The 21,206-nt window shown below is 75.3% G+C and carries 19 protein-coding genes; 8 read left to right on the forward strand and 11 right to left on the reverse strand.

Features of this window, described 5'->3' with window-relative positions; translation table 11 throughout:
• Positions 1-49: 49 nt before the first annotated feature.
• Positions 50-511 carry a MarR family winged helix-turn-helix transcriptional regulator gene (locus tag ACR9E3_RS16200; RefSeq protein WP_460381324.1) on the reverse strand — a complete coding sequence of 154 codons (462 nt, stop codon included), beginning with the start codon at positions 509-511 and terminating at the stop codon, positions 50-52.
• A 29-nt stretch (positions 512-540) separates the two neighbouring features.
• Here ACR9E3_RS16200 and ACR9E3_RS16205 point away from each other — a divergent pair, with 29 nt between their 5' ends.
• Positions 541-1,026, forward strand: a complete 486-nt coding sequence (locus ACR9E3_RS16205; RefSeq protein WP_460381325.1) for a cupin domain-containing protein — start codon at positions 541-543, stop codon at positions 1,024-1,026.
• 100 nt (positions 1,027-1,126) lie between these two features.
• On the opposite strand, the gene ACR9E3_RS16210 is transcribed toward ACR9E3_RS16205, so the two are convergent.
• The gene (locus tag ACR9E3_RS16210; RefSeq protein WP_460381326.1) at positions 1,127-2,317 is read right to left on the reverse strand and encodes an erythromycin esterase family protein; all 1,191 of its coding nucleotides are present in this window, start codon (positions 2,315-2,317) and stop codon (positions 1,127-1,129) included.
• A gap of 172 nt (positions 2,318-2,489) precedes the next feature.
• On the opposite strand from ACR9E3_RS16210, the gene ACR9E3_RS16215 reads away from it, so the two are divergent.
• The 4 genes from ACR9E3_RS16215 to ACR9E3_RS16230 all read left to right on the forward strand — a co-directional run bounded on the left by ACR9E3_RS16215 (position 2,490) and on the right by ACR9E3_RS16230 (position 6,488).
• A complete protein-coding gene (locus ACR9E3_RS16215; protein WP_460381327.1) occupies positions 2,490-2,729 on the forward strand; it encodes a hypothetical protein in 240 nt (79 codons plus the stop codon).
• A 73-nt stretch (positions 2,730-2,802) separates the two neighbouring features.
• Entirely contained in the window at positions 2,803-4,083 is a 1,281-nt protein-coding gene (locus ACR9E3_RS16220; RefSeq protein WP_460381328.1) for a glycoside hydrolase family 88 protein, read from the forward strand.
• Between the two features lie 38 nt (positions 4,084-4,121).
• Positions 4,122-5,090, forward strand: a complete 969-nt coding sequence (locus ACR9E3_RS16225) for an alpha/beta fold hydrolase (protein ID WP_460381329.1) — start codon at positions 4,122-4,124, stop codon at positions 5,088-5,090.
• Between the two features lie 81 nt (positions 5,091-5,171).
• Positions 5,172-6,488 (forward strand): MFS transporter, encoded by a 1,317-nt coding sequence (locus ACR9E3_RS16230; protein ID WP_460381330.1) that lies wholly within the window; start codon positions 5,172-5,174, stop codon positions 6,486-6,488.
• Here ACR9E3_RS16230 and ACR9E3_RS16235 read toward each other — a convergent pair.
• From ACR9E3_RS16235 to ACR9E3_RS16270, 8 genes are all read right to left on the reverse strand, one after another.
• Positions 6,454-7,308: an alpha/beta fold hydrolase gene (locus ACR9E3_RS16235; RefSeq protein WP_460381331.1), complete on the reverse strand. Its 855-nt coding sequence runs from the start codon at positions 7,306-7,308 to the stop codon at positions 6,454-6,456. The genes ACR9E3_RS16230 and ACR9E3_RS16235 overlap by 35 nt on opposite strands.
• A 109-nt stretch (positions 7,309-7,417) precedes the next feature.
• Positions 7,418-8,314, reverse strand: a complete 897-nt coding sequence (locus ACR9E3_RS16240) for an alpha/beta fold hydrolase (protein ID WP_460381332.1) — start codon at positions 8,312-8,314, stop codon at positions 7,418-7,420.
• Between the two features lie 14 nt (positions 8,315-8,328).
• Positions 8,329-9,603, reverse strand: a complete 1,275-nt coding sequence (locus tag ACR9E3_RS16245) for a M20 family metallopeptidase (protein ID WP_460381333.1) — start codon at positions 9,601-9,603, stop codon at positions 8,329-8,331.
• Positions 9,600-10,547 (reverse strand): DODA-type extradiol aromatic ring-opening family dioxygenase, encoded by a 948-nt coding sequence (locus tag ACR9E3_RS16250; RefSeq protein ID WP_460381334.1) that lies wholly within the window; start codon positions 10,545-10,547, stop codon positions 9,600-9,602. Before ACR9E3_RS16250 ends, ACR9E3_RS16245 begins: the two co-directional genes overlap by 4 nt.
• The gene (locus ACR9E3_RS16255; RefSeq protein ID WP_460381335.1) at positions 10,544-11,788 is read right to left on the reverse strand and encodes a Rieske 2Fe-2S domain-containing protein; all 1,245 of its coding nucleotides are present in this window, start codon (positions 11,786-11,788) and stop codon (positions 10,544-10,546) included. Before ACR9E3_RS16255 ends, ACR9E3_RS16250 begins: the two co-directional genes overlap by 4 nt.
• Positions 11,789-11,886: 98 nt before the next feature.
• A complete protein-coding gene (locus ACR9E3_RS16260; RefSeq protein ID WP_460381336.1) occupies positions 11,887-12,654 on the reverse strand; it encodes an enoyl-CoA hydratase/isomerase family protein in 768 nt (255 codons plus the stop codon).
• Positions 12,651-14,783, reverse strand: a complete 2,133-nt coding sequence (locus ACR9E3_RS16265; RefSeq protein ID WP_460381337.1) for a CaiB/BaiF CoA-transferase family protein — start codon at positions 14,781-14,783, stop codon at positions 12,651-12,653. Before ACR9E3_RS16265 ends, ACR9E3_RS16260 begins: the two co-directional genes overlap by 4 nt.
• Positions 14,765-16,327, reverse strand: a complete 1,563-nt coding sequence (locus ACR9E3_RS16270; protein ID WP_460381338.1) for an AMP-binding protein — start codon at positions 16,325-16,327, stop codon at positions 14,765-14,767. Before ACR9E3_RS16270 ends, ACR9E3_RS16265 begins: the two co-directional genes overlap by 19 nt.
• Positions 16,328-16,459: 132 nt before the next feature.
• Between ACR9E3_RS16270 and ACR9E3_RS16275 the strand changes: the two genes are divergently transcribed.
• From ACR9E3_RS16275 to ACR9E3_RS16285, 3 genes are all read left to right on the forward strand, one after another.
• The gene (locus ACR9E3_RS16275) at positions 16,460-17,308 is read left to right on the forward strand and encodes an alpha/beta fold hydrolase (protein WP_460381339.1); all 849 of its coding nucleotides are present in this window, start codon (positions 16,460-16,462) and stop codon (positions 17,306-17,308) included.
• A gap of 26 nt (positions 17,309-17,334) precedes the next feature.
• Complete coding sequence (locus ACR9E3_RS16280) at positions 17,335-18,189, forward strand: IclR family transcriptional regulator (RefSeq protein ID WP_460381340.1); 855 nt, start codon at positions 17,335-17,337, stop codon at positions 18,187-18,189.
• A 138-nt stretch (positions 18,190-18,327) separates the two neighbouring features.
• Positions 18,328-19,302, forward strand: coding sequence for a hypothetical protein (locus tag ACR9E3_RS16285; RefSeq protein ID WP_460381341.1), 975 nt, complete (start codon positions 18,328-18,330; stop codon positions 19,300-19,302).
• A 13-nt stretch (positions 19,303-19,315) separates the two neighbouring features.
• Here the strand turns inward: ACR9E3_RS16285 and ACR9E3_RS16290 are convergent, their stop codons facing one another.
• On the reverse strand, positions 19,316-21,163 hold the full coding sequence (locus ACR9E3_RS16290) for a GAF domain-containing protein (RefSeq protein WP_460381342.1): 1,848 nt from the start codon (positions 21,161-21,163) through the stop codon (positions 19,316-19,318).
• Positions 21,164-21,206: the final 43 nt, after the last annotated feature.

Consider the following 21,206-nt stretch of genomic DNA (forward strand, 5'->3'; position numbering starts at 1 on the left):
ACGACACCGGCGACACAGCACGACAGGAGACGACACCGGCGACGAGTCGTCAACTCGGCGCGAACGCCTCCCGCAGCGCCCGCAGGTCGGCGCACAGCGCGTCGCGACGGTCGCGACCCAGGACGCCCACGACGCGCTCCTCGACCTCCGGCACCAGGCCCTGCGCCAGCGCGATGACGTCGGAGCCCCGGTCGGTCGGCACGACGAGCTTCGCGCGGCGGTCGGTCGGGTCGGGGACGCGGACCACGTAGCCGTGCTCCTCGAGATGGCGCACGAGCTCCGCCATCGCCTGCTTGGTCATCTGCGCCCGCTCGGCGAGCAGGCTGACCGTCGTCCCGGTGTCGTCGAGGTACTGGAACACCGCCGCGTGCGCCGGACGTACCGCCTCGTGACCGTCGTGGGCGAGCCGGTCGAGCACGACGTCGTTGAGCGCGACGAAGGCCTCCCGGAGCAGCACAGCGAGGTTGGCCGGCCGCTCGTGGCCGGCCAGCACCGGGATGCGGGTGGACATTCGACAGGCCTCCTGTCTATCGTCGCCATATGGACAAGCTTCCTGTCGATATTGCCACCGCGGAGCGCATCCAACTGGGCGGGGACGAGATCGTCGTGCTCGCGACGAGCGAGGCGACGGACGGCGCGCTGTTCGCCGTCCTGGTCCGGATGCCACCGGGCGGCGGACCACCCGTGATGCACCGGCACGCGCCCGGCGAGGTCTACCACGTGCTCGCCGGCGAGTTCGCCTTCTACGTCGCGGGCGACGACGGCCGGGTCACACGCACCACCGCCGCGGCCGGCGAGGTCATGCCCCTGGCCGGCGGCACGCCGCACACGATCCGCAACGAGACCGGCGCCGACGCGGAGGCGTTCGTCGTCCACGCGCCGGGCGCCCCGATGGAGGGCTTCTCCCGCGCCGTGGCCGCCCTCGCCGCCGACGGCGAGCCGACCATGGAGGCGGTGCTGGCGGTCGCCGCGCGGAACGGCATCGAGCTGCTCGGCCCCGTCCCGGAGGTCGCGGCGTCCGTCTGAGAGAGATCAGGAGCGCGTCAGGCACCTCCCGAGCCGCGACGGGGTGCGTACAGCACTCCTGATCTCCAGCAGCCCCCGTACGGCGTCGCTGCTCTGGTCCTCAGCCCACGAACCCCGACGTCTCCTGGCGCGGCAGGCAGTAGATGCCGTCGTAACCGGCGGCGACGTCGACGGGGATGTGGGTCGTCGCGTGCCGGATGCTCTGCGGGCCGCCGACGTCCCCGCGGGCCGCGCGCAGGTCGAGCAGCACCGGCGCCTCGCCGCGCTCGCGCACCGCCTGCTCCACGCCGTCCGGCGCGGGATCGCCCAGGGGTTCGGGGTGCACGGTGATCCCGTGGCGTCCGGCCTCGTCGACCGCGAGGCCCGTGGTCGTGCCGGCGAGCGCCGTGAGGCCGACGACGGCGTAGTCGTCGCCGTAGGTCTCGGCGAGCAGCGTCCCCGTCGACGGGGCGGTGACGCCGGGCAGGAAGGTGAAGGGGACGCGTTGCGCGTGACCGTTGTGCAGGAGCAGGACGATCCGCTCGCCGGGGCCCGCCCACTCCCGCAGGCGCCGCACGGTCTCGGCCATGTAGACGTCGCGCGACGACACGACGCGCGACGGCGGATCGGGCGCGAACAGGACGGCGAACTCGCGCAGCTGCTCGTCGAGGCGCAGTGCCCCGAGCGCCAGGTGACGCTCGACCGACGCCGGCGGCCCGAGCGCCTCCACCCGCAGCAGCACCCGGGTCAGCGCGGCGGTGGCCCGGTCGCGGGCGTCCGCGTCGAGGGCGGCGTAGCGACCCGGTGCGAGGCCGTTGTTCGCGGCCGCGTAGCCCGCCGTCGCCGCCAGCGCCGCGTCGACGAGCGCGTCCACCGCGGCCCCGAGGGACTCCCGCACCCGTCGCAGCGCGGGCTCCGGCGACCCTCCCGAGCCGGGCAGGTCGAGGCCCACGAAGCGCACCCGCCCGCCCTCGACGACGTGCGAGCGCAGCCCGCCGACCAGCTCCCGCATCTCCGCGGCGTCGCCCGCGCGGAACGTGAAGCCGTCGTGGGCGAGCCCGTTCCACTCCGTGGCCGCTCCCTGCACCCACGCGTCGACCGGGGCGCTCTCCGCGAAGCCCGACTCCAGCGCCACGACGCCGAACCCCCGCTCGCGCACGAGGTGCCGGACCAACCGCGCCCGCAGCTCCCCGAACTCGCGGATGCCGTGGTTGTTCTCCCCCAGCGCGACGACGTGGGCGTCGCCGACCAGGGCGTCGAACGCGGAGAGATCGTCGGCAGGCGTCACGCGGACGGCCTCGGGGAGGCTCACGGGCGCATCCTCGGGCACGCACCGCGGGGCCGTCCAAGCACTTCCCGGACCGGTCCCGTCAGCCGAACGAGTGGTGTGTCGCACGGGCGATAACGACGGGCGGTCACCCGGCGACACCCGGGGCATCAGCGTTCCATCGGGGGAACGCGTCGGGGACCATCGGGGGAAGATCATGGGTGTTCTGGCCGCAGTCGGTGCGCTGGGTGTCGGTGTGGGCGCGTTCGTCGCCACCCCCCTGGTGAGCATGTCCCGCCGGGGCACGATCGACGAGCGGGCCGCTGCCGGTGTGCGCGAGCAGGCCGCCCGGGCCGCGATGGTGCGCCGCGCGCAGCGGCGCTCCGCGATCGTCGCGAGCATCCCCGCGCCCCGCCACGCCGCCCACGACCAGCAGCGCTCGCCGCTCGCCGGCTGACCTGGATCGGGGCGCTCCTCCCGGGCTGTTAGCGTCCTGCGCTCGACCGGACCGGCGACCCGGGGGGATCGCGATGACGCAGGAACGGCACAGGGCATGGGGGCTGCTCGCCCTCGCGGCCACGATCGTCACGGCCCTCGCCGTCACCGCCGCCTGCGGCTCGGCGCCGACGGGACCGCCACCGGAGCCCGGGCCCGCGCAGGCCGCCACGGCCCGCGACGCCCGCGCCGCGGCGCCGGGTGCCCAGGAGAGCCCCGTCGCCTTCGCCGACCAGCGCCTCGCCGCGACGGCCGACACCCTCCAGCCGCCGAACTACCCGACCCGGACCAGCCCGGACGGGTCGTGGCAGACCAAGGAGGCCGACGACTGGACGGCCGGCTTCCTGCCCGCGACGCTCTGGCGGATCTTCGAGCGCACCCAGGACCCGGCGTGGCGTGACCGCGCCGTCCGCTGGACCCAGCCGCTGACGTCGGAGACGTCGCACGACGACGGCGACCTCGGCTTCAAGATGTACATGACCTTCGCCGTCCAGCACCAGCTCACCGGCGACGAGCAGGCGAAGCAGACGGCGCTCGCCGCCGCCGACACCATCGCGAAGCGCTTCAAGCCGACCGTCGGCGTCATGCGCATGTGGGACGACGCCGACGATCCCGGCGACGTGCGCGTGAACATCGACGCGATGATGAACATGGAGCTCCTGTACTGGGCCGGGCAGAACGGCCGCCCGCAGTACACGGCGATGGCGAACAGCCACGCCGACCGGACGCTGCAGGACATCGTGCGTCCCGACGGCAGCACCTTCCAGTTCGCGTCCTGGAACCAGCAGACGGGGCAGCTGACCCGCCAGTACACCGAGCAGGGCGCCGCGGACGATTCGACGTGGGCCCGCGGCCAGGCGTGGGCGGTCTACGGCTACGCGATGGCCTACCGGTACACCCAGAACCCGCGCTACCTCGAGACCGCGCACCGGACCGCGGACTGGTTCATGTCGCACCTGCCGCCGGACCACGTGCCGTACTGGGACTTCAACGTGCCGCAGGACCCGTCGCAGCCCCGCGACACCTCGGCCGGCGCGGTGGTCGCGAGCGGCCTGCTCGCGATGAACGAGCTCGACGCCGACCCGGCGCAGAAGAACGCCGACGTCGACGGGGCGCGCACGCTGCTCACCCCGCTCTCGGCGCCGCCCTACCTGTCGCGGGGCACGAACACGCCGTCGGTCCTGCTGCACGGCACCCAGAACGTGCAGGAGGGCCAGGTCGACACCGGCATCCAGTTCGGCGACTACTACTACGTCGAGGCCCTCAACCGCTGGGAGCGCCAGGTGGGCCCGGCGACGCAACTCATAGCCGGCTGACGCACGCGCTCCGCCCGCACCGGGAAGCCTCCTCGGTGATGGACACCGACCGCACGCGCCGCCGCACCGCCCGGCGCCACGCCGAGGTGCACGGCGACCACGTCGCCTTCTGGGACTCCGGCCCGGTGGACGGCGACACCCCCGACGGCGAGCTCGTCCTGCTCGTGCACGGCATCGCCGGCTCGGCGCACACGTGGAGCCCGCTGCTCGCGGAGATGGCGCGACGCCGGGACACACACCGGTTCCTCGCCCCCGACCTGCTCGGCCACGGCTCGTCGTCGGCGCCGTGGGCCGACTACTCCCTCGGCGGGTACGCGACCGGGCTGCGCGACCTGCTCGTCTCCCTCGGCCACACGCGGGCCACGGTCGTCGGGCACTCCCTCGGCGGCGGGATCGCCCAGCAGTTCGCGTTCCAGTTCCCGCAGCACACGAGCCGGCTGGTGCTCATCGACTCCGGCGGCCTCGGGCGCGAGGTGAGCCCCGCGCTGCGGGCGGCGACGCTGCCCGGCGCCGACTGGGTCGTCCCGATGCTGTCGTCGGGGCCCCTCGTGCGCTGGGGACGGCGGCTGGTGGACAACGTCCCCAGGCTGTCGTCGCCGTCGGCGTCCGAGGCCGGGCGCGCGCTCGCGTCGCTGGCCGACCCGGTGCACCGGCGCGCGTTCCTCCACACCGCGCGCAGCGTCATCGACGCCGGCGGCCAGCGGGTGCGCGCCACCGACCGCCTCGACCTGGCCGCGGACCTCCCCCTGCTCATCGCCTGGGGCACGGCGGACACCCTCATCCCCGTCGACCACGCGCACCGCGCCCACGACATCGTGCCGGGCAGCGAGCTGGCGCTCTTCGACGGCGCCGGGCACTTCCCGCACTGCGACCAGCCCCGGGCCTTCGCCGACCGGCTGCTGCGGTTCGTCGCCGAGCACCCCCCGGCGACCCTGGACTCCACGGACCTCGCCGACCGGATCGTCGCCCACACCGACCTGGACCGGTCGGCCGGCCCGTCTCACTGACCGGACCGAGAGCTGGGACGACGCCCCGGCCGGTCGCAGGCTGTCCGGAACCCACCACGGGGAGCCACCGGGAGCCCGCTCATGACCAGTGCATCCGAGATCCGGCACAGCCCGCGCAAGGCCGTGCTCGCGAGCTGGATCGGGACCACCGTCGAGTACTACGACTTCGCGATCTACGGGCTCGCGTCGTCGCTGGTGTTCGCGAAGCTGTTCTTCCCGACCTTCGACACCCTGTCCGGCACGCTCATCGCGCTCTCGACGTTCGGCGTCGGCTACGTGGCGCGCCCGCTGGGCGGCGTGGTGTTCGGCCACCTCGGCGATCGGATCGGGCGCAAGGCCGTGCTGGTCACGACGCTCGTGCTGATGGGCGGGTCGACGTTCGTCATCGGCCTGCTCCCGACCTACGCGAGCATCGGGGTCGGGGCGCCCGTGCTGCTCGTCGCGCTGCGGATCCTGCAGGGCCTCTCGGTCGGCGGGGAGTACAGCGGCGCGGTGCTCATGACCGTCGAGCACGCCGAGCCGCACCGTCGCGGGTTCCGCGGCGCGCTGGTCAACACCGGCACGCAGGCCGGCATGATCCTGTCGAACGTCGTCTTCCTCGTCGTGCTGACGCTGCCGCAGGAGACCCTGCTGAGCTGGGGCTGGCGGGTGCCGTTCCTGCTCTCGGCGATCCTCGTCGTCGTCGGGTTCTGGGTGCGGATCACGCTGGAGGAGAGCCCGGCGTTCCTCGAGGCGCGGGCCTCGGGCCTGGTGCGCAAGCTGCCCGTGCTCGACGTCCTGCGTCAGGGCTGGCGCAACGTGCTGCTCGTGGCGTTCGCGACGATCGCGGCGGGGACGATGTTCACGGTCACGACCGTCTACTCGGTGTCCTACGGCAAGACGATGCTCGGGCTGTCGAACACCGCGGTGCTCGCGGCGCTGCTGCCGGCGGCGCTGTTCCTCATGGTGCTCGTGCCGTGGTTCGGGCACCTCGCCGACCGCGTCGGCGTCCGCAAGGTGTTCCTCTGGGGTGCCGCGGGCCTCGTCGTGACGCCGTTCGTCTGGTTCGCGCTGCTGAACACGCGCTCGTGGTTCCTGATGTTCCTGGGCTTCCTCGCGATCTTCATCCCGTACGCGGCGAACTACGCGATGTACCCCGTGTTCTTCTCCGAGGCGTTCCCGGCGATGCTGCGCTTCAGCGGGCTCTCGCTGGGCTTCACGCTCGGCACCATCCTCGGCAACGCGTTCGCGCCCGCCATCGCGACCTCGATCCAGGACGCGACCGGCGGCTGGGTCGGCATCGCGGTCTACATGGCCGTCGGGTCGCTGATCTCGATCGGCGCCGGGATCGCGCTGCGCAGCGACCACCCCACCGAGGAGCCGGTCAGCCCCGAGCTCTCCGCAGGAACGCCAGGCTGATCTCGTTGTAGCGCGCCGCCTGCTCGTGCTGCGGCCAGTGGCCGCAGTGCTCGAGCAGCTCGAGCTGCGACCCGGGGATCGCCTCGTGCATCCGCGTCGCCTCGGGGACCTCGCCGAACGGGTTCTCCCGTCCCCACACCACGAGCGTCGGGACGGTGATGCGGCCCAGCTCCTCGGGCGTGAGCAGGTTGCGCTGCCGGCGCTCCATGTCCTGCAGCGAGAGCAGGTTGTCGACGTTCTTGACGAACTCCGGCGCGTGGTAGATCGCGTGCCGGACCTCGACGAGCTCCTCGGTGGCGTTCGCCGGGTCGGCCATGAGCAGCTGGAGACGCTGGCGGGTGAGCTCGACGTCGTCGCTCTCGACCGCCTGCTTCGTGCTCGTGCGGATGCGGTCCATGACCTCGGGGTTCGCGACGGTCCCGCCCGCGCAGAGCAGCTGGAGGCTCCGCAGCCGCTCCGGGCGCGTCGTCGCCAGCCGGGCGCCGACCCAGCCGCCGAGCGACTCCCCCACGATGTGCGCGCGCTCGACGCCGACCGCGTCGAGGTAGGCGACGAGGTGGTCGACGTAGTCGGCGATCTCGTAGGGACGGTCGGGCTTGCCGGTCCAGCCGTGGCCCAGCATGTCGATCGCGTGCAGGTCGTACGCGGCGTGCGCGGCGACGTTGCGGGTGAACGCCTCGAGGTGCCCGCTCGTGCCGTGCAGGAACACGACGGCCTCGGCGTCCGGGTCGCCCGCGCGCAGCGTGCGGGTCTCCACCCCGCCGGCGACGACGTACTCCAGCCGGAACGGCAGCGGGCTCAGCTCGGTCCAGATGCTCACGACGGGGCTCCCTTGTTGATCCGGTGCACCTGGGTGTTGCTGCGGGCGGCGAGCCGGCGCGCGAGCACGGCGACCGGCGGCAGCGCGAGCAGGACGATGACGAGGCGCTTCACCGGGCGGCCACCTCCTCCTGCAGCGACCCCGAGAGCGCGCCCGGCGACGGTGCGGACTCCAGGAACCCCCGCACCACGCTGTGGAACGCCTCGGGGCGCTCCTCCTGCAGGTGGTGGGAGGCGTGGTCCATGACGTGCAGGTTCCCGCGCGGCACCATCCGGGCCAGCATCAGCGGGTAGTCGGGCGTGAGGAACGCGTCCTGCATGCCCCAGATGAACAGCACCGGCGCCTGGAGGCGGCCGAGCTCTCCCGAGAGGTCCTGCCAGTCGCCGCGCGGCGAGTCCGACATGGCCGCGAGCTCGCGCTCGCCGGGGTCGAGGCTCTGCCGGTAGCGCAGGTCGAGGGTCTCCTCGGGCAGGGCGTCCGGGTCGTACCACTCCAGCCGCGTGATCAGCGCGCGCATCTTCTCCCGCGTCGGGCCCTCGCCGCCGTAGTAGGCGTCGCGGGCGTTGCGACCGCGGCGCCCGCCCTCGGGCAGCGGCGCGAGCGGGCCGTGGAACACCGGCATGCTGCCGGTGATCACCAGCGACCGGACCCGCTCCGGGTGGGTCGCCGCGAGCGCGATCGCGATCGTGCCGCCCCAGGAGTTGCAGACGAAGTCGGCACGGTCGACGCCGAGGGTGTCCATCAGCGCGACGGTCTTCGCCGCGTGGTGGTCCCACATCGGGCCGGTGATCCGCGACTTCTCCGACCCGCCGTACTGGTGGATGTCGACGAGCAGGCAGCGCCGGTGCGCGGCGAAGAGCGGCGCGACGGGGCCGAAGTCGGTCCACGCGCTGCAGCCGGGCCCGCCGCCGTGCAGGAAGATCGTGTCCGGACCCGTGCCCAGGTCGTGGTAGTGGTACGTCACGCCGCCGCCGTCGGCGTAGTGGCTCTGCGGGGGTGGGGCCATCGGCGTGAGCCTCCTCAGCTCGTCAGGTCGAGCGCCGTGCGCGCGAGGACCTCGCACAGGCGGCGCATGGCGCGGACGTCGACGGTGTTCATGCCGCGGGAGAAGTCCTGCGCGGGGTCGGGGTCGAGCGACGGGTCGGCGACCTTGGGCATCCCGACGCGCGCGGTGGGGATGCCGCGGGCGCGCAGGATGTTGGCGTCGGTCGCGCCGCTCATGTCCGGCACGGGCGCGTGCGGGCGGCCGTGGGTGGCCTCCCAGGCGGCGATCGTGGAGCGCACCACGGGGGTGTCGGGGTCGGTCGCCGTCGCCGGGATCGCCAGCACCATCTCCAGCCCGATCTCCGGGTCGATGCCGGCCAGGAACGCCGCCAGCTCCTTCTTGATCGCCAGCGGTGTGTCCCCCGGCGCGACGCGGACGTCGAGGCGCAGCCGGCAGACCGCCGGGGTGACGGCGAGCATCCGCTCCCACCCGCCGGCGACCGCGCCGATGACGCCCTGCGGTGCGGCGGTCGCGGTGCGGTGGCGGGCCGGGTAGTCGGCGAGCCACTGCTCGAGGCGCCCCGCGACCTCGCCCGCGACGACGATCGGGTTGCGGTACGGCAGGCGGTGCCGGCTGCCCGCGTAGGTGTGGATCCCGGGCACGGTGACCTCGAACCACGCGAGCCCCACCTCGTCGTGGGCCACGAAGTCGCCGGGCTTCGCGATCACGGCGTGGTCGGCGTACCAGCCGCGCTCCAGCAGGAACGAGGCGCCGACGCCCTGGCCGGTGTTCGCCCGCGCCGGGTAGCCCGGGGCCTCGACGGCGTTGGTCGGCATCCCGCCGGCCCCGAACGCGACGACCAGGTCGCCGCCCAGCCCGGGACCCACGGCTCCGAACGCCTCGGCCAGCACGAGCAGGCACGCGGCGTGGCCCTTCGGGTTGCTCGCACCGAGCCCGGAGACGTACGGGCCCTCGTCGCGCGGCTCGGGGCGCATGTCCGGGCGCAGCGACGGGCCGATCCACGGGACGTCGATCGCCTCCTCGCCCGTGGTCAGCGTGTCGATCGGGGCGTAGAGCATGACGTCGTCACCGGTCCCCGCACCGCGGAGGCGCCCGGCGGCGCTCGCCTGCTGCTCGTCGATCGGGACGGTCGTCGCGGCGAGTCCAGCGGCGCCCATCCGGTCGGCGAGCAGCCGGGCCAGCGGGGCCTCGCGGCCGGTCGGGCTCGGGATCGCGGTGACGGCGTGCGCGGCGGCGCGCAGGCGGTCCTCGGTGACCTCGGCGAGGATCTTCTCCAGGACGCCGTTCACGGCGCGGTCCCGGGCTCGATGAGGGCGACGCCCATCCCCGTCAGCCACTCCGGCATCGCCGCGTAGGCCAGCGACCGGCCGGGCGCGAAGTCCAGCGCCGCGGCCATCGTCAGCCACGTCCGCAGCTCCTGGCCCCCGTTGCCCGCGGCCCGCTCGATGTCGGCCGACGTCCACATCCCGTAGGTCGCGAGCGCCCCGCGCTCGAGGTCGGCGAGGAACGCCTCGTCGAACTCCTCGGCGATCGCGGGCCGGGCGGCGGTGATGATCTGGCGGCGGCGCCCGTCGTAGGACTCCCAGTCGCCGCGGCCGTTGAGCCAGGCCTGCACGAGGAACTCCTCGTCCTCGCCGTGCGGGTCCCGCCAGTCCGACGGCCACGGCAGCCGGTGCGACAGCCCGCCCGAGGCGATGACGGCGACGCGCAGGTCGCCGGGCAGGGTCGCGACCGCGTCGGCGAGGTTGCGCCCGAGCGCGGTGCACCGGTCGACGCGCGGCAGCGGCGCGGCGAACACGTTGACCACCAGCGGGATCACCGGCACCGCGAGGTCGCGCAGCAGGTACTGGATCGCGTGGGTCTGGCCGTGGTCGATCTGCAGGCGCGCCGAGAGGGCGACCTCGGTGCCCCGGTCGACCAGCTCCTCGGCCAGGGCCTGCGCGAGGTCGGGCCGGGTGCGCTGCGGGCCCTTCGGCGTGCCCGCCTCCCCCGCGCCGAGCACCTCGCCGACCCCCAGCGTGAACGCCGGGATCATGTCGAGCCAGAACCCGCGGAAGTGGTTCGACCCGACGATGACCGCGACGTCCGGGCGGGCCGCGACGACCGCGTCGTGCGCGGCGGCCAGGCCGTCGCGGAACCGCTCGGCGCCGTCGGTGTGCACGACCTGGTCCCAGTGGGTGTTCATCAGCGTCGAGTGCGAGGCCCCGACACCGAGGACGATGCGGCTGCTCACGGTGTCGGTCCCACGGGCTCGATCCCCTCCTCGCGCAGGCGCGCGTGCCGTGCCGAGGTGATCTCCTCGGCGAGCTTGCGCCAGCGCAGCAGCGAGTCGTCGGGGCGGTAGAGCCGCTCGGGAGGGGCGTCGGTCAGCTCGACCATCCACTTGTCCTGCGCCGAGAACTGCCCGTGGAAGAGCCACCGGACGAAGGTCAGGTACTTGACGTAGAACGGCAGCGCCGCCGTGCCCTTGCGGAAGTCGGCCATGACGCCGACGTAGAGGTGGTTCCCGGCGTCGACCGGCACGTAGAACTCGTAGTGGATGAAGCTCGGGTACGCGATGCGCAGGACGCCGGGCATGCTCACCGACGCGAAGCCGGGGAACTCCTGCGCGGCGATCACCGGGTCGACCTCGCGGTGGCTGCCGGTGTTGCCGATGTTCCCGGTGGTCGTCGGCGGCTTGAGCTTCCACCACGCCTGCGAGTCCCAGCGCCCGAGCCCGGGGAAGTCCGCGGTCCAGTGCTGCTTCTCCTGCACGCGGTAGATCCAGCGGCCGCGGCGCACGATCCGCGTCTCGTTCCACACCGGCATCGACTTGAACAGCCGCCACAGCGACGTCCGGTGCAGGTACTTCGCGTGGCCCTCGTCGTAGCCGTTCTCGCAGGCGAAGCGCCAGTTGCCCTCGCGCGGCTGCATCCGCGAGCCGAGCACGGCCTCGTTGTGGACCAGCTCCTCGGGCAGCTGCTCGTCGATCGGCGGCGGCTCCTCGCCGTCGCCGACGAACACCCACACCATCCCGAGCCGCTCCGCGACCTCGTAGGTGGGCTGCGTGACCTTGCCGCAGATCGGGCTCTGCGGGCCGTCGGTGATCGCCGCGACGAGGTCGCCGGAGGCCAGGTCGAACGTCCACCCGTGGTACGGGCAGGAGATCGTGCCGGGGAACTGCTGCGAGCCCTCGGACAGCGGGACCCCGCGGTGGGGGCAGCGGTCGACGAGCGCGTACGCGGTGCCGGCGTCGCGGATCAGGACGATCTTCTCGCCGAGCAGCGTGACCTGCTTCGGCTTCCCGGTGAGCTGCGATGAGTAGCAGACGGGGTACCAGTAGCCGCGGAACCCGGCGGCGGCCGCCTGGTAGTGCGGCCAGGTCGACCAGTCCTGGCGTCCCGGCAGCTTGCCCGCGCGGTGGCGGCGGACCGGCCGCTTCGCGGCCCGCTCGGCCTCGGCCCTGCCCTGCCCGGTCCTGCTGTGCACCGTCATGTGCCCGTGCTCCGTCCCCGCGACTGCCCCCGCCAGTGCAGCACCGGGCGCCACCCCCTCCCACGGCACCGGTCCGCTCACCGGACCGCGCGGCGGGGTCAGCGGCCGTGGAAGCGCGGCTCCCGGCGGTCCAGGAACGCCTGCAGCCCCTCGGCCGCGTCGGCGGTGGCGGTGAGCGCGCGGACACCGGCCGCCTCGACCGCCAGCGCCTCGGGCAGCGGCCGCCCCCAGCCGTCGTCGACGACCCGTTTGAGCAGACCGATCGCGGCGGTCGGCTTCTCGGCCCACCTGGCCGCCTCGTCCGCGAGTGCGGCGTCGAACCCGTCCGCCGGGAGGACGTCGTCGACCAGCCCCAGCGTGAGCGCCCGCGCCGCCGGCAGCCGCTCGCCGGAGATCATCAGCTTCGTCGCGACGTGCGGACCCACCAGGCGCGGCAGCCGCTGGCTGCCGCCGGCACCGGGGAACAGGCCCAGCGCGATCTCGGGGAAGCCGAACGTCGCGGTGTCGGCGAGCAGCCGGAGGTCGCAGGCCAGCGCGAGCTCGGCGCCGCCCCCGAGGGCGTGGCCGTTCATCCCGGCGATCACGGGCTTGGGCGCGCGCTCGATCAGCCGCTGGACCTCGATCCACCGGCGCATCCGGTCCTGCGTGCCGGCCGAGAGGTCGCGCATCACGGCGATGTCGGCGCCCGCGACGAAGAAGCGCCCGGTGCCGGTGACCACGATCGCGCGCACCGCGGGATCGGCGGCCAGCGGCGGGAGGACGGCGAGGAACTCCTCGATCATCGCGGGGTCGACGGCGTTGGCGGGCGGGCGGTCGATGCGCACCGTGGCGACGGCGTGCTCGTGGCTGACCTGCAGGACGCTCACTCGGTCACTCCCTCGGCCTCGAGCGCGGCGAGCTCGTCGGCGCCGAGGCCGAGCAGCTCACCGAGCACCTCGGCGGTGTGCTGCCCGAGCAACGGCGCGGACGTCGCCGGCTCGGCGGGCGTCCGCGCCAGGCGGGCGACGACGCCCTCGTGGCGCACCGGCCCGGCGATCGGGTGCTCCAGGATCGGGTAGAAGCCGCGGGCGGCGAGGTGCTCGTCGAAGTCGACGAGGTCGCGGCCGGTGGCGACGACGGCGGCCGGGACCCCGGCCCCCTGCAGCGCGGCCGCGGCCTCGGCGGCGTCGCGCGCGGCGGTCCAGGCGGCGAGGTCCCGGTCGCCGATCAGCGCGTGCAGGGCCCGCCGCTGGTCGTCGTCGGTCGCCGACACCGCGACCCAGCGGTCGTCGCCGGCGGCGGGGAGCACGTCGCCGCACCCCGCCGGCGCCTCCTCGCCGAGCGCGGACCGCACCACCGACGGCCCGACCGCGGCGGCCATGGCCTCGAGCTGGGACAGGTCCACGTGCCCGCCACGGCCCTCGGCGAGCATCGTCAGCGTCGCGAGCACCGCCGCGTTCGCCGCGATCATGTCGCCGAGCCCGAACGTGAGGCCCTGGGGCGGCCCGCCCGGTTCGGCCGTGGCGTGCGTGTGCCCGGCCATCGCCGCGAGGGTGTCGGCGAAGGTCACCGCGTCGCGCCACGGGCCGGTCGCGCCGAGCCCGGCCATCGACACGAGGACGACGCCCGGCCTCAGGGCCTGCAGGCCGTCGGGGTCGAGGCCCCAGCGCGCGAGCGTGCCCGGGCTGAAGTTCTCGATCACGACGTCGCAGTGCGGCACGAGCCGGCGCAGCAGCTCGGCGCCCCGGTCGGTGCGCAGGTTCAGCGCAACGCTGCGCTTGCCGCGGTTGACGTTGAGGAAGTAGCCGCTGTCGTCCGGGCCCGCGCCGGGACGCAGGCGCATGCCGGGCGAGAACCGGGTGGGGTCCTGCCGGTGCCACGACTCGATCTTGATGACGTCCGCGCCGTGCTCGGCGAGCTGCCGCGTCGCGTACGGGCCGGCGAGCACCCACGTGAGGTCGAGGACGCGGACGTCGTCGAGGGGGCGCCCGCGTCGGGGGCGTGCCGCTCGCCGCGCGCTGCGCCACGGCCGCGTCGTCTCCTCGATCGGGGCGACGCTCGGGGCGGGATCGGGAGTCCACGCGACGCCGACGTCCTCGACGCCGCCGACGTCGCGGAAGAACCCGCGCTCGCGCAGCTGGGGGTTGGCGGTCAGCCGCGACGGGGCGGCCACCTCGGCCCAGGGCAGCGACCGCCGGCGGCCCTCGGCGGCGATCGCGGCGGCCGGGCGCCGGGCGGCGAACCGCGCGACGACGGCGTCGACGTGCGGGCGTTCCTGCCATCGCGTGACAGGGTCGGCGAAGCGGGGGTCGGTGAGGTCCTCGGCCTCGCCGACCTCGACGAGCCACGCGAGCAGGTCGGTCCACATCCGCTCGCTGCCCGACCAGCCGCCGGCGACGGACCCGTCGGACGCCGGGAAGACGCGGTGGGCGACGTGCTCGTAGACCCCGCCGGTGCGCCCCGGGACCCGTCCCGCGTGGATCCACGTGATCGCGCCCGTCTCGAGCGTCGCAGCGACGGCCTCCTGCGCGGAGACGTCGATCAGCTGGCCGCCGCCGGCGAGCACCCCGAGCAGCGCCGCGATCGCCCCGTGCACCCCGGCCAGGCCGAGCGCGGCCTCGAACGGCGGCGGGGTGGGCGGCCCGTCGGGGCGCCCGCCCAGCCAGGTCATGCCCCCCGCCGACGCGAGCACGAGGTCGTCGCCGCGCCAGTGCCGCCGCGGGCCGGTGAGCCCGAACGGCGTGACGACGACGTGCACGGCGTCGGGCCAGCGCGAGGCGCCCTCGGGCGTCACACCGCGCAGGGCGACGAGCGGCCCGCTCTCCAGCACCACGTCCGCCTGCCGGGCGAGGTCGTCGAGGTCGGCCGCACGGACCCACCGCTTGCCGGCATGCCAGTGGATCCGCGCGGCGTGATCGTCGTCGCCGGGGTCGACGCGCAGCACGTCCGCGCCGATCCCGACGAGCGCCCGGGCGCCCGCCGCTCCGAGGGCGTCGGTCAGGTCGAGGACGCGCACCGGTCCACCTCGCCGTCCCACGTGTCCGCGGTGACGCCGTCCGCGGCGAGCGCCGGCTTGCGGACCTTCCCGCTCGCGGTCCGCGGCAGCTCCGCGAGCAGGCGCACGTAGCGCGGCACGGCGTGCCGGGGCAGGCGTCCGGCGCACCAGGCCCGCACCGCCCCGGCCGTCACGCCGGGGTCGTCGGTCACGACGGCGGCCAGGACCTCCTGCTCGGTGAGCTCGGCGTCGACACCGACCACCGCGACGTCGACGACGCCGGGCATCGCGCGCACGGCCTCCTCGACGTCCCACGCCGCGACGTTCTCCCCGCGCCGGCGCACGACGTCCGCGCGGCGCCCGGCGAACGCCAGGTAGCCGTCGGCGTCGACGCGACCGCGGTCGCCGGTGGTGAACCAGCCGCCGGCCGGGAACGGGGCCTCGCCCGCGTACCCGAGGAACGCGACGTGCGCGGCCCGTGGTCGCGCGGCGATCTGCCCGACCTCGCCCGCGGGCACCGGACGGCCCGCGTCGTCGAGGATCGCCACCTCGTACTCGGGCACGACCCGCCCGGCGGTGCCCGGACGCCGGTGGCGCGGCGTGCTGATCGCGACGTCGGCGAGCTCGGTGCAGGCGTAGGCCTCGAGGGCGAGGACACCGAAGCGGTCGCGGAACCGGGCGGCCAGGTCCGGTGGGGCCGGGGCGCCGTAGGCGCGGCGGACGGCGTGGACCTCGTCGTCGGGAGCCGGCGCCCGGCGCTCCAGGATCGCCAGCATCGCGCCCATGAAGTTGAAGGCCGTCACGCCCTCCGCGCGGCAGATCGCCCAGAACCCCGAGGCCGTGAACCGCGGGTGCGCGACGAGCGTCGCGCCCGAGAGCAGCGCAGGGAGCAGGCCCGCGTGGCGCACGTTGATGTGGTGCCACGGGAAGACGTTGAACAGCACGTCGCCCGGCCCGTAGCCCATCGCCGCACTGACCGTCCACGCCTGGCGCAGCGCCGCGAAGTGCGGCAGCACCGCGGCCTTCGCCCGCCCGGTCGTGCCGGACGTGCTCATGACGGCGAGGGGGTCGCCGGGCTCGGGGGCGGGTCGGTCGACCGGGCGCCGGGGTTCGTCCAGGACGTGGCGCGACGCCGCCGCGTTCCCCACTGCGTCCCCCACGACGAGGACCGGCCCCACCTCGCGCAGCACGGCGATCCGCTCGGGGTCCGTCCGCGGGTCCACCAGCGCGACGGACGCTCCCGTCGTCGCGAGGAGCGCCCGCACCGACGGCGCCGGGAGGTCGGCGGCGACCGGCACCTCGACCGCGCCCAGCACGGCCAATGCGAAGATCGTCTCCACGGCCGCCGGGCCCGGCGCCAGGCACGTCGCGACGGCCGACCCCCGGGGGACGAGGCCGGCGAGGCGCTCGGCCAGCCCCCGCGCTCCGGCCGCGACCTCGCCGACCCCGATCCGTGCGCCGTCGGCGAAGCGGACGAGCTCGGCGTCCGGGTCGCGCGCGGCGCGCCGCGCCAGCGCCGCGAGCGGCGTGATCACCCCGTCGGCCACCTCGTCCGTCCCCGGCACCGCACCACCTCCCCGACCGGCACCGTCCGCGTCCGGCCGCACACGGGACAACGTGGCGGTCCACCTGGCGAACCGGTCCGCTCAGCGGACCGACCCGTCGTCGGCGCGCGTTGGGCCCACCACGCTGGGCCGATGGGAGCGCGCTTCGCCTACGTCGACGCCCCCGGCGGTCAGCTCCACTACGCGGAGGACGGCGGCCGGGACGCGGACAGCCCGGTGATCCTCCTGCTGCACCAGTGCCCGCGCTCGCACGACGAGTTCCGCGAGCTGATGCCGCTGCTCGCCCCCGACCACCGCGTGATCGCGATGGACATGCCGGGCTACGGCCAGAGCCACGGGCTCCCGGCGCCGCAGACGATCGAGGACTACGCCCGCGGCGCGCTGGACCTGCTCGACGCGCTCGCCGTCCCCCGTGCCACGGTGCTCGGCCACCACACCGGCGCCGCGGTGGCCCTCGAGGTCGCCGCGGCCGCGCCGGACCGCGTCGAGGCCGTCGTCCTGTCGTCCGCGCCGTGGGCCGACGAGGCCTTCCGGAACGCGCCGCGGACCGGCCCGGGCGTCGACGACGCGGACCGGGACGACGACGGGCTCCACCTGACGACCTGGTGGGCCCAGCGGGCGCCCCACTACCCCGCGCCGGTCTCCCCGCTGCTCGACCGCCTGGTGCGCGACGCCCTGGCGCCCGGCGTCGACCCGCGCGAAGGTCATCTCGCGTGCCGGCGCTACGTGATGGAGCGGCGCGCCCCCGAGGTCCGGGCACCGGCGCTGGTGCTCACGGGCGACGCCGACCCGTTCGCGCTGCCCGCCCTCGATCCCCTGGCCGACGCGCTCACCGGCGCGGCGTCGGTCTCCCGCGCGGTGATCCCCGGCGGGACGCTCGCGCTCATGGAACGGCACGCCGCCGAGGTCGCCGGCGAGGTCCGGCGGTTCCTGGGCTCGCTCGACGGCCTTGACGGTGCCGTCCGGACCGGACGAGCGTGACGCCACCACCACGGTGAGGAGGACCCATGGCTGCACCCGCCGTGGACGCCCTGAACAGGCCGGACAGGCTCGAGGAGCCGGACGCCGCCTGCCCCAACTCGGTGCTCGGGAAGGCGCGCCTGATCCTCGGCGCGTTCGAGGCGGGTGCCTACCGGCTGCGCCTCACCGAGCTGAGCCGCCGCTCGGGCGTCGCCAAGGCGTCCTGCTACCGGATCGCGCAGGAGCTCGTGCAGTGGGGACTGCTGGAGCGCGTCGGCGACTCGTACCAGCTCGGCCTCAAGATCTTCGAGCTCGGCCAGCGCGTGCCGATCTCCGCGGTGCTGCGCGTCGTGGCGCGCCCGCTGTTGGTCGACCTGTTCGCCGCCACCCGCGCCACCGTGCACCTCGCCGTCCTCGAGGGCTCGCACGTCCTCTACGTCGAGAAGGTCGCCGGCGAGGCCAACATCCTCACCCACTCCGAGGTCGGCGGCCGCCTCCCGGCGACGTGCACGGCCACCGGCAAGGTCCTGCTCGCCACCCGTCCGGAGGGCGAGACCGTCGTCGCCGGCCTCGCCCGGACCGGCGTCGCCCGCCCGACCTCGCGCAGCACGCCGTCGACCGACGCCCTCCGCACCCAGCTCGTCGAGATCCGCAAGGCCGGGTTCGCCGTCGAGATCGAGGAGACCAAGGTCGGCTTCGGCAGCGTGGCCGTCCCGATCGTCGCCGCCGACGGCACCGTCTCAGCTGCGGTGTCGACGACGCTCCCGGCCGCCCAGCTCTCCACCGCCCGCCTCGTCCCGGCCCTCCAGGCCACCGCGAACGGCATCGCCCGCGCCGTCGAGCGCCGGTTGCTCGAACGCGGCGGGACCGCCGACGAGCTCCCCGCCGTCCCGATCCACTGACGGGTTCGGCCGGAGCACGTCGCGCTCGGCCGTGGTCGCCGGGTGCCCCGCGAGAGCGGGCCCGCCCCCGGTCTCCGCCCCGCACCACCGCGTGACAGTCACGGTGTGCATGCGACATGTCACGTAGGGTCGCCCTCGATGACGAGCACCAGCCAGCGACCGCTGCTCCGGCGCGGATGGCGGCGGCGCCCGCCGCGCGTCGCGGAGGCCGCCGCCGTGGCCCTCGGCGTGCACGAGGGCGACCGGGGCACGCCGGGCTACGTCCCCCGCCCCGCCGACGCCGACCTGGCCGCGAGGGTCGACCGCGGTCCCCTCGTCGTGGCCCACGGGCCGCGGCTCGCCGGGACGAGCCGGGCGCTGGTGCACGCGGCGCGCTGCCGGCTCCCCGACCCCCGGGTCGTGCGATTCCCCGAGGCCGTCCGGTGCGACCCGCGCCGGCTGGTCGACGAGGCCACGACGTGGGTCGGACACTGCGACGGCGTCGTGCTCTGGCTCGACGACGCGCACCAGGCCCTGCTCGCCCGGATCGACCACGGCTTCCTCGCGACCGTGCCCGACGGCGTCCGGCTGCTCGTGACCGCGCGGCGGGCGGTCGTCGGGTCCGGTGCGCTCCCGGAGCCGGCGCGGGAGGCCCTCGCCGACCACGGAGTGCCGGTCGACCCGGACCCCGACAGCCCCGCCAGCCCCGCGCCTCGCGACCACCTCACCCTCCGGATGGCGCGCGCCCGGGCCCAGCTGCTCCCGGAGTACCGGCGGGTCCCCACGGTCGCGCTGCTGCGGGCGGCGATCGACTGGGACCGCCTGCAGGTCCCGTTCCCCCTCGGCCGCGACCTGCTGCGCCGGCTCGCGCTGCTGTACTGCAACGACTTCGGACCGATGCCCCTGGCCGAGCGCGACGCCGCCGTCGACGCCCTGCTCGATTCCCTCGGGCGCGGCTGGCTGACGGTCTCCACCCGTGACGGCCGGCCCCACCACCGCCCGCACCCGCTCCTGACGGCGGCCGCCGAGGACCCGGACGTCGGCTGGTCCCCGTCCGACGACGTGTGGCGCGTCTACGGCGACCTCCCCCCGACCGCGCTCGGGCCTGTCGCCCTGGCCGCCGGCCGGCCCTGATCACCGGGCCTGATCACACCGCGCCGTCGAACCACCCGGCCATCTCGAGGACCTGGAACGCGACGCGGGCGGACAGGAGCGTGTCCATGGCGACCGGGTCGCGGCCGGTGATCTCCCGGATGCGCCCGAGGCGGTAGCGCACGGTGTTCTCGTGGACGCCGAGGCAGGCCGCCGTGCGCTGCACGCGCGCCTCGGCGTCGACGAAGGCGCGCCAGGTCGCCAGCAGCGCGCCGTCGGGCCCGTCGTGCTCGCGGACGGGCCGGACGAGCTCGTCGGCGAACCGCACGGCCTCCTTCACGCGCCCGCTCGAGACGACGACGCGGAACAGCCCGAGCTCGTCGACGGTGAGCACGCCGCGCGAGCGCCCGAACGAGCGGGCGAGCTCCTCGACCTCCCGCAGCTCGCGGTGGGCGCGGGGGAAGTCCTCGGGCTCGCGGCAGACCGCCGAGACCACGGCGCCGCGCACGCGCACCCGCGGCGCGAGGGCGTCCGCGACGGCGGCGACGTGGTCGCGCACCTCGTCGGGACCCGCGGCTCCGGCCAGCCGCACGAGCAGCACCACCGCGCCGGGCAGGGTCGTGGCGGGCGGCTCGTCGGTGCCGAGACGCGCGGCGAGGCCGGCGACGATGTGCCGGCGGGCCACCGAGGCGTGCAGGTCGGCGTCACCGCTCTCGACGGCCAGGCGCACGAGGACATGGGGCTCGGCGAGGTCGACGCCGAAGGGCACCCCGCGGCGGGCGAGCTGGGTGACGTCGCGGTGGTGGTGGAGCAGGTCGGAGAGGAAGTCGTCGCGGGCCTGGCCCTCGGCCTCGATCTGGCGGCGCTCGGAGAGGACCTGGAGCGCCAGGACGGCGGCGCCGCGCTCGGCGAGCTTGGTGTCGAGGTCGGACAGCGGGCGCCCCGCCTCGACGACCGTGAGGTAGCCGCTGGGGCGGCCCTCGACGATCAGCCGGCAGACCAGGTGGCGCCGGCCCAGCCCGGACGCCGAGGACGGCTCGACGACGGTGCTCGGGCGCGCCGCCGACAGCCCGTCGAGGGTCGCGCGCAGCGCGGGCCGGGCCCGGGCCCGCTCCCCGAGCGCGGGCGGCTCGGCGGCCCGCAGGCGGGCGGGCGCGGTCCAGGTCAGCAGCGCGAGGTCCTCGTCGAACAGCGCGACCGGCGATCCGGCGAGGTCGCTGAGCAGCCCGACCACCTCGCGGAGGCCCGCGCCCTCCAGCACCGCGCCGGTGAGCTTGGCGTGGACGTCGGCGAGGTACTCGAGCGTGCGCTTCTGCCGGTCGAGCTCGTCGGCCTGCGCGGCGAGGCGCGAGGCCTGCAGCGCCTGGGTGATCACGAGGGCGGCGAGCCCGCCGAACAGCTCGCCGAGGGAGATCTCGTCGTCGGTGTAGGTGTGCTCGCGTGCGACGTTGTCGACGAAGATCAGCCCGATGACGTCGCCGTCGAACACCAGCGGCACGCCGAGCATGGCCCGCACGCCCCAGTGCTCCATCGTGCGCCGGTGCGGGCGGGGGTCGTTGCGGACGTCGCTGATCAGCACCGGGGCGCCGCTGCGGATCACCTCCCGGCTGAAGGCGTCGCCCGGGATCCCCGCCTCCTGCGCCTGCACCGCCGCGCTGATGTTGCCGTCGTCGCCGCACCAGCCCGCCGCGCCGCGGAAGCGGTCGTCGTCCTGGCGCAGGTAGACCGAGCAGCGGCTCACGCCGAGCAGGTGGCAGAGCTTCTGGCCGACGAGGGCGAGCAGGTCCTCGAGGCGGGTCGCGGTGATCGCCTCGGTGGTGATCTCGGCGAAGGCGGCGATCACCTCCCGCTCGCGCGGGGTGCCGCCGGGCGGCTCCGGGCGTGCGGCAGCGAGAGCAGTCATCCCGGTACCGCCTCCCCGTCGACGCGCCCGCAGCCCGAGTCTG

This window comes from Actinomycetospora sp. C-140, assembly GCF_054796175.1.

Excerpts from the sequence above, each read along its gene's own strand:
- ACR9E3_RS16285 (WP_460381341.1), top strand. The coding sequence starts at position 18,328 with ATGACGAGCACCAGCCAGCGACCGCTGCTCCGGCGCGGATGGCGGCGG.
- ACR9E3_RS16205 (WP_460381325.1), top strand. The coding sequence starts at position 541 with ATGGACAAGCTTCCTGTCGATATTGCCACCGCGGAGCGCATCCAACTG.
- ACR9E3_RS16215 (WP_460381327.1), top strand. The coding sequence starts at position 2,490 with ATGGGTGTTCTGGCCGCAGTCGGTGCGCTGGGTGTCGGTGTGGGCGCG.
- ACR9E3_RS16255 (WP_460381335.1), bottom strand. The coding sequence starts at position 11,788 with ATGACGGTGCACAGCAGGACCGGGCAGGGCAGGGCCGAGGCCGAGCGG.
- ACR9E3_RS16290 (WP_460381342.1), bottom strand. The coding sequence starts at position 21,163 with ATGACTGCTCTCGCTGCCGCACGCCCGGAGCCGCCCGGCGGCACCCCG.
- ACR9E3_RS16280 (WP_460381340.1), top strand. The coding sequence starts at position 17,335 with ATGGCTGCACCCGCCGTGGACGCCCTGAACAGGCCGGACAGGCTCGAG.
- ACR9E3_RS16230 (WP_460381330.1), top strand. The coding sequence starts at position 5,172 with ATGACCAGTGCATCCGAGATCCGGCACAGCCCGCGCAAGGCCGTGCTC.
- ACR9E3_RS16275 (WP_460381339.1), top strand. The coding sequence starts at position 16,460 with ATGGGAGCGCGCTTCGCCTACGTCGACGCCCCCGGCGGTCAGCTCCAC.
- ACR9E3_RS16220 (WP_460381328.1), top strand. The coding sequence starts at position 2,803 with ATGACGCAGGAACGGCACAGGGCATGGGGGCTGCTCGCCCTCGCGGCC.
- ACR9E3_RS16225 (WP_460381329.1), top strand. The coding sequence starts at position 4,122 with ATGGACACCGACCGCACGCGCCGCCGCACCGCCCGGCGCCACGCCGAG.
- ACR9E3_RS16240 (WP_460381332.1), bottom strand. The coding sequence starts at position 8,314 with ATGGCCCCACCCCCGCAGAGCCACTACGCCGACGGCGGCGGCGTGACG.
- ACR9E3_RS16200 (WP_460381324.1), bottom strand. The coding sequence starts at position 511 with ATGTCCACCCGCATCCCGGTGCTGGCCGGCCACGAGCGGCCGGCCAAC.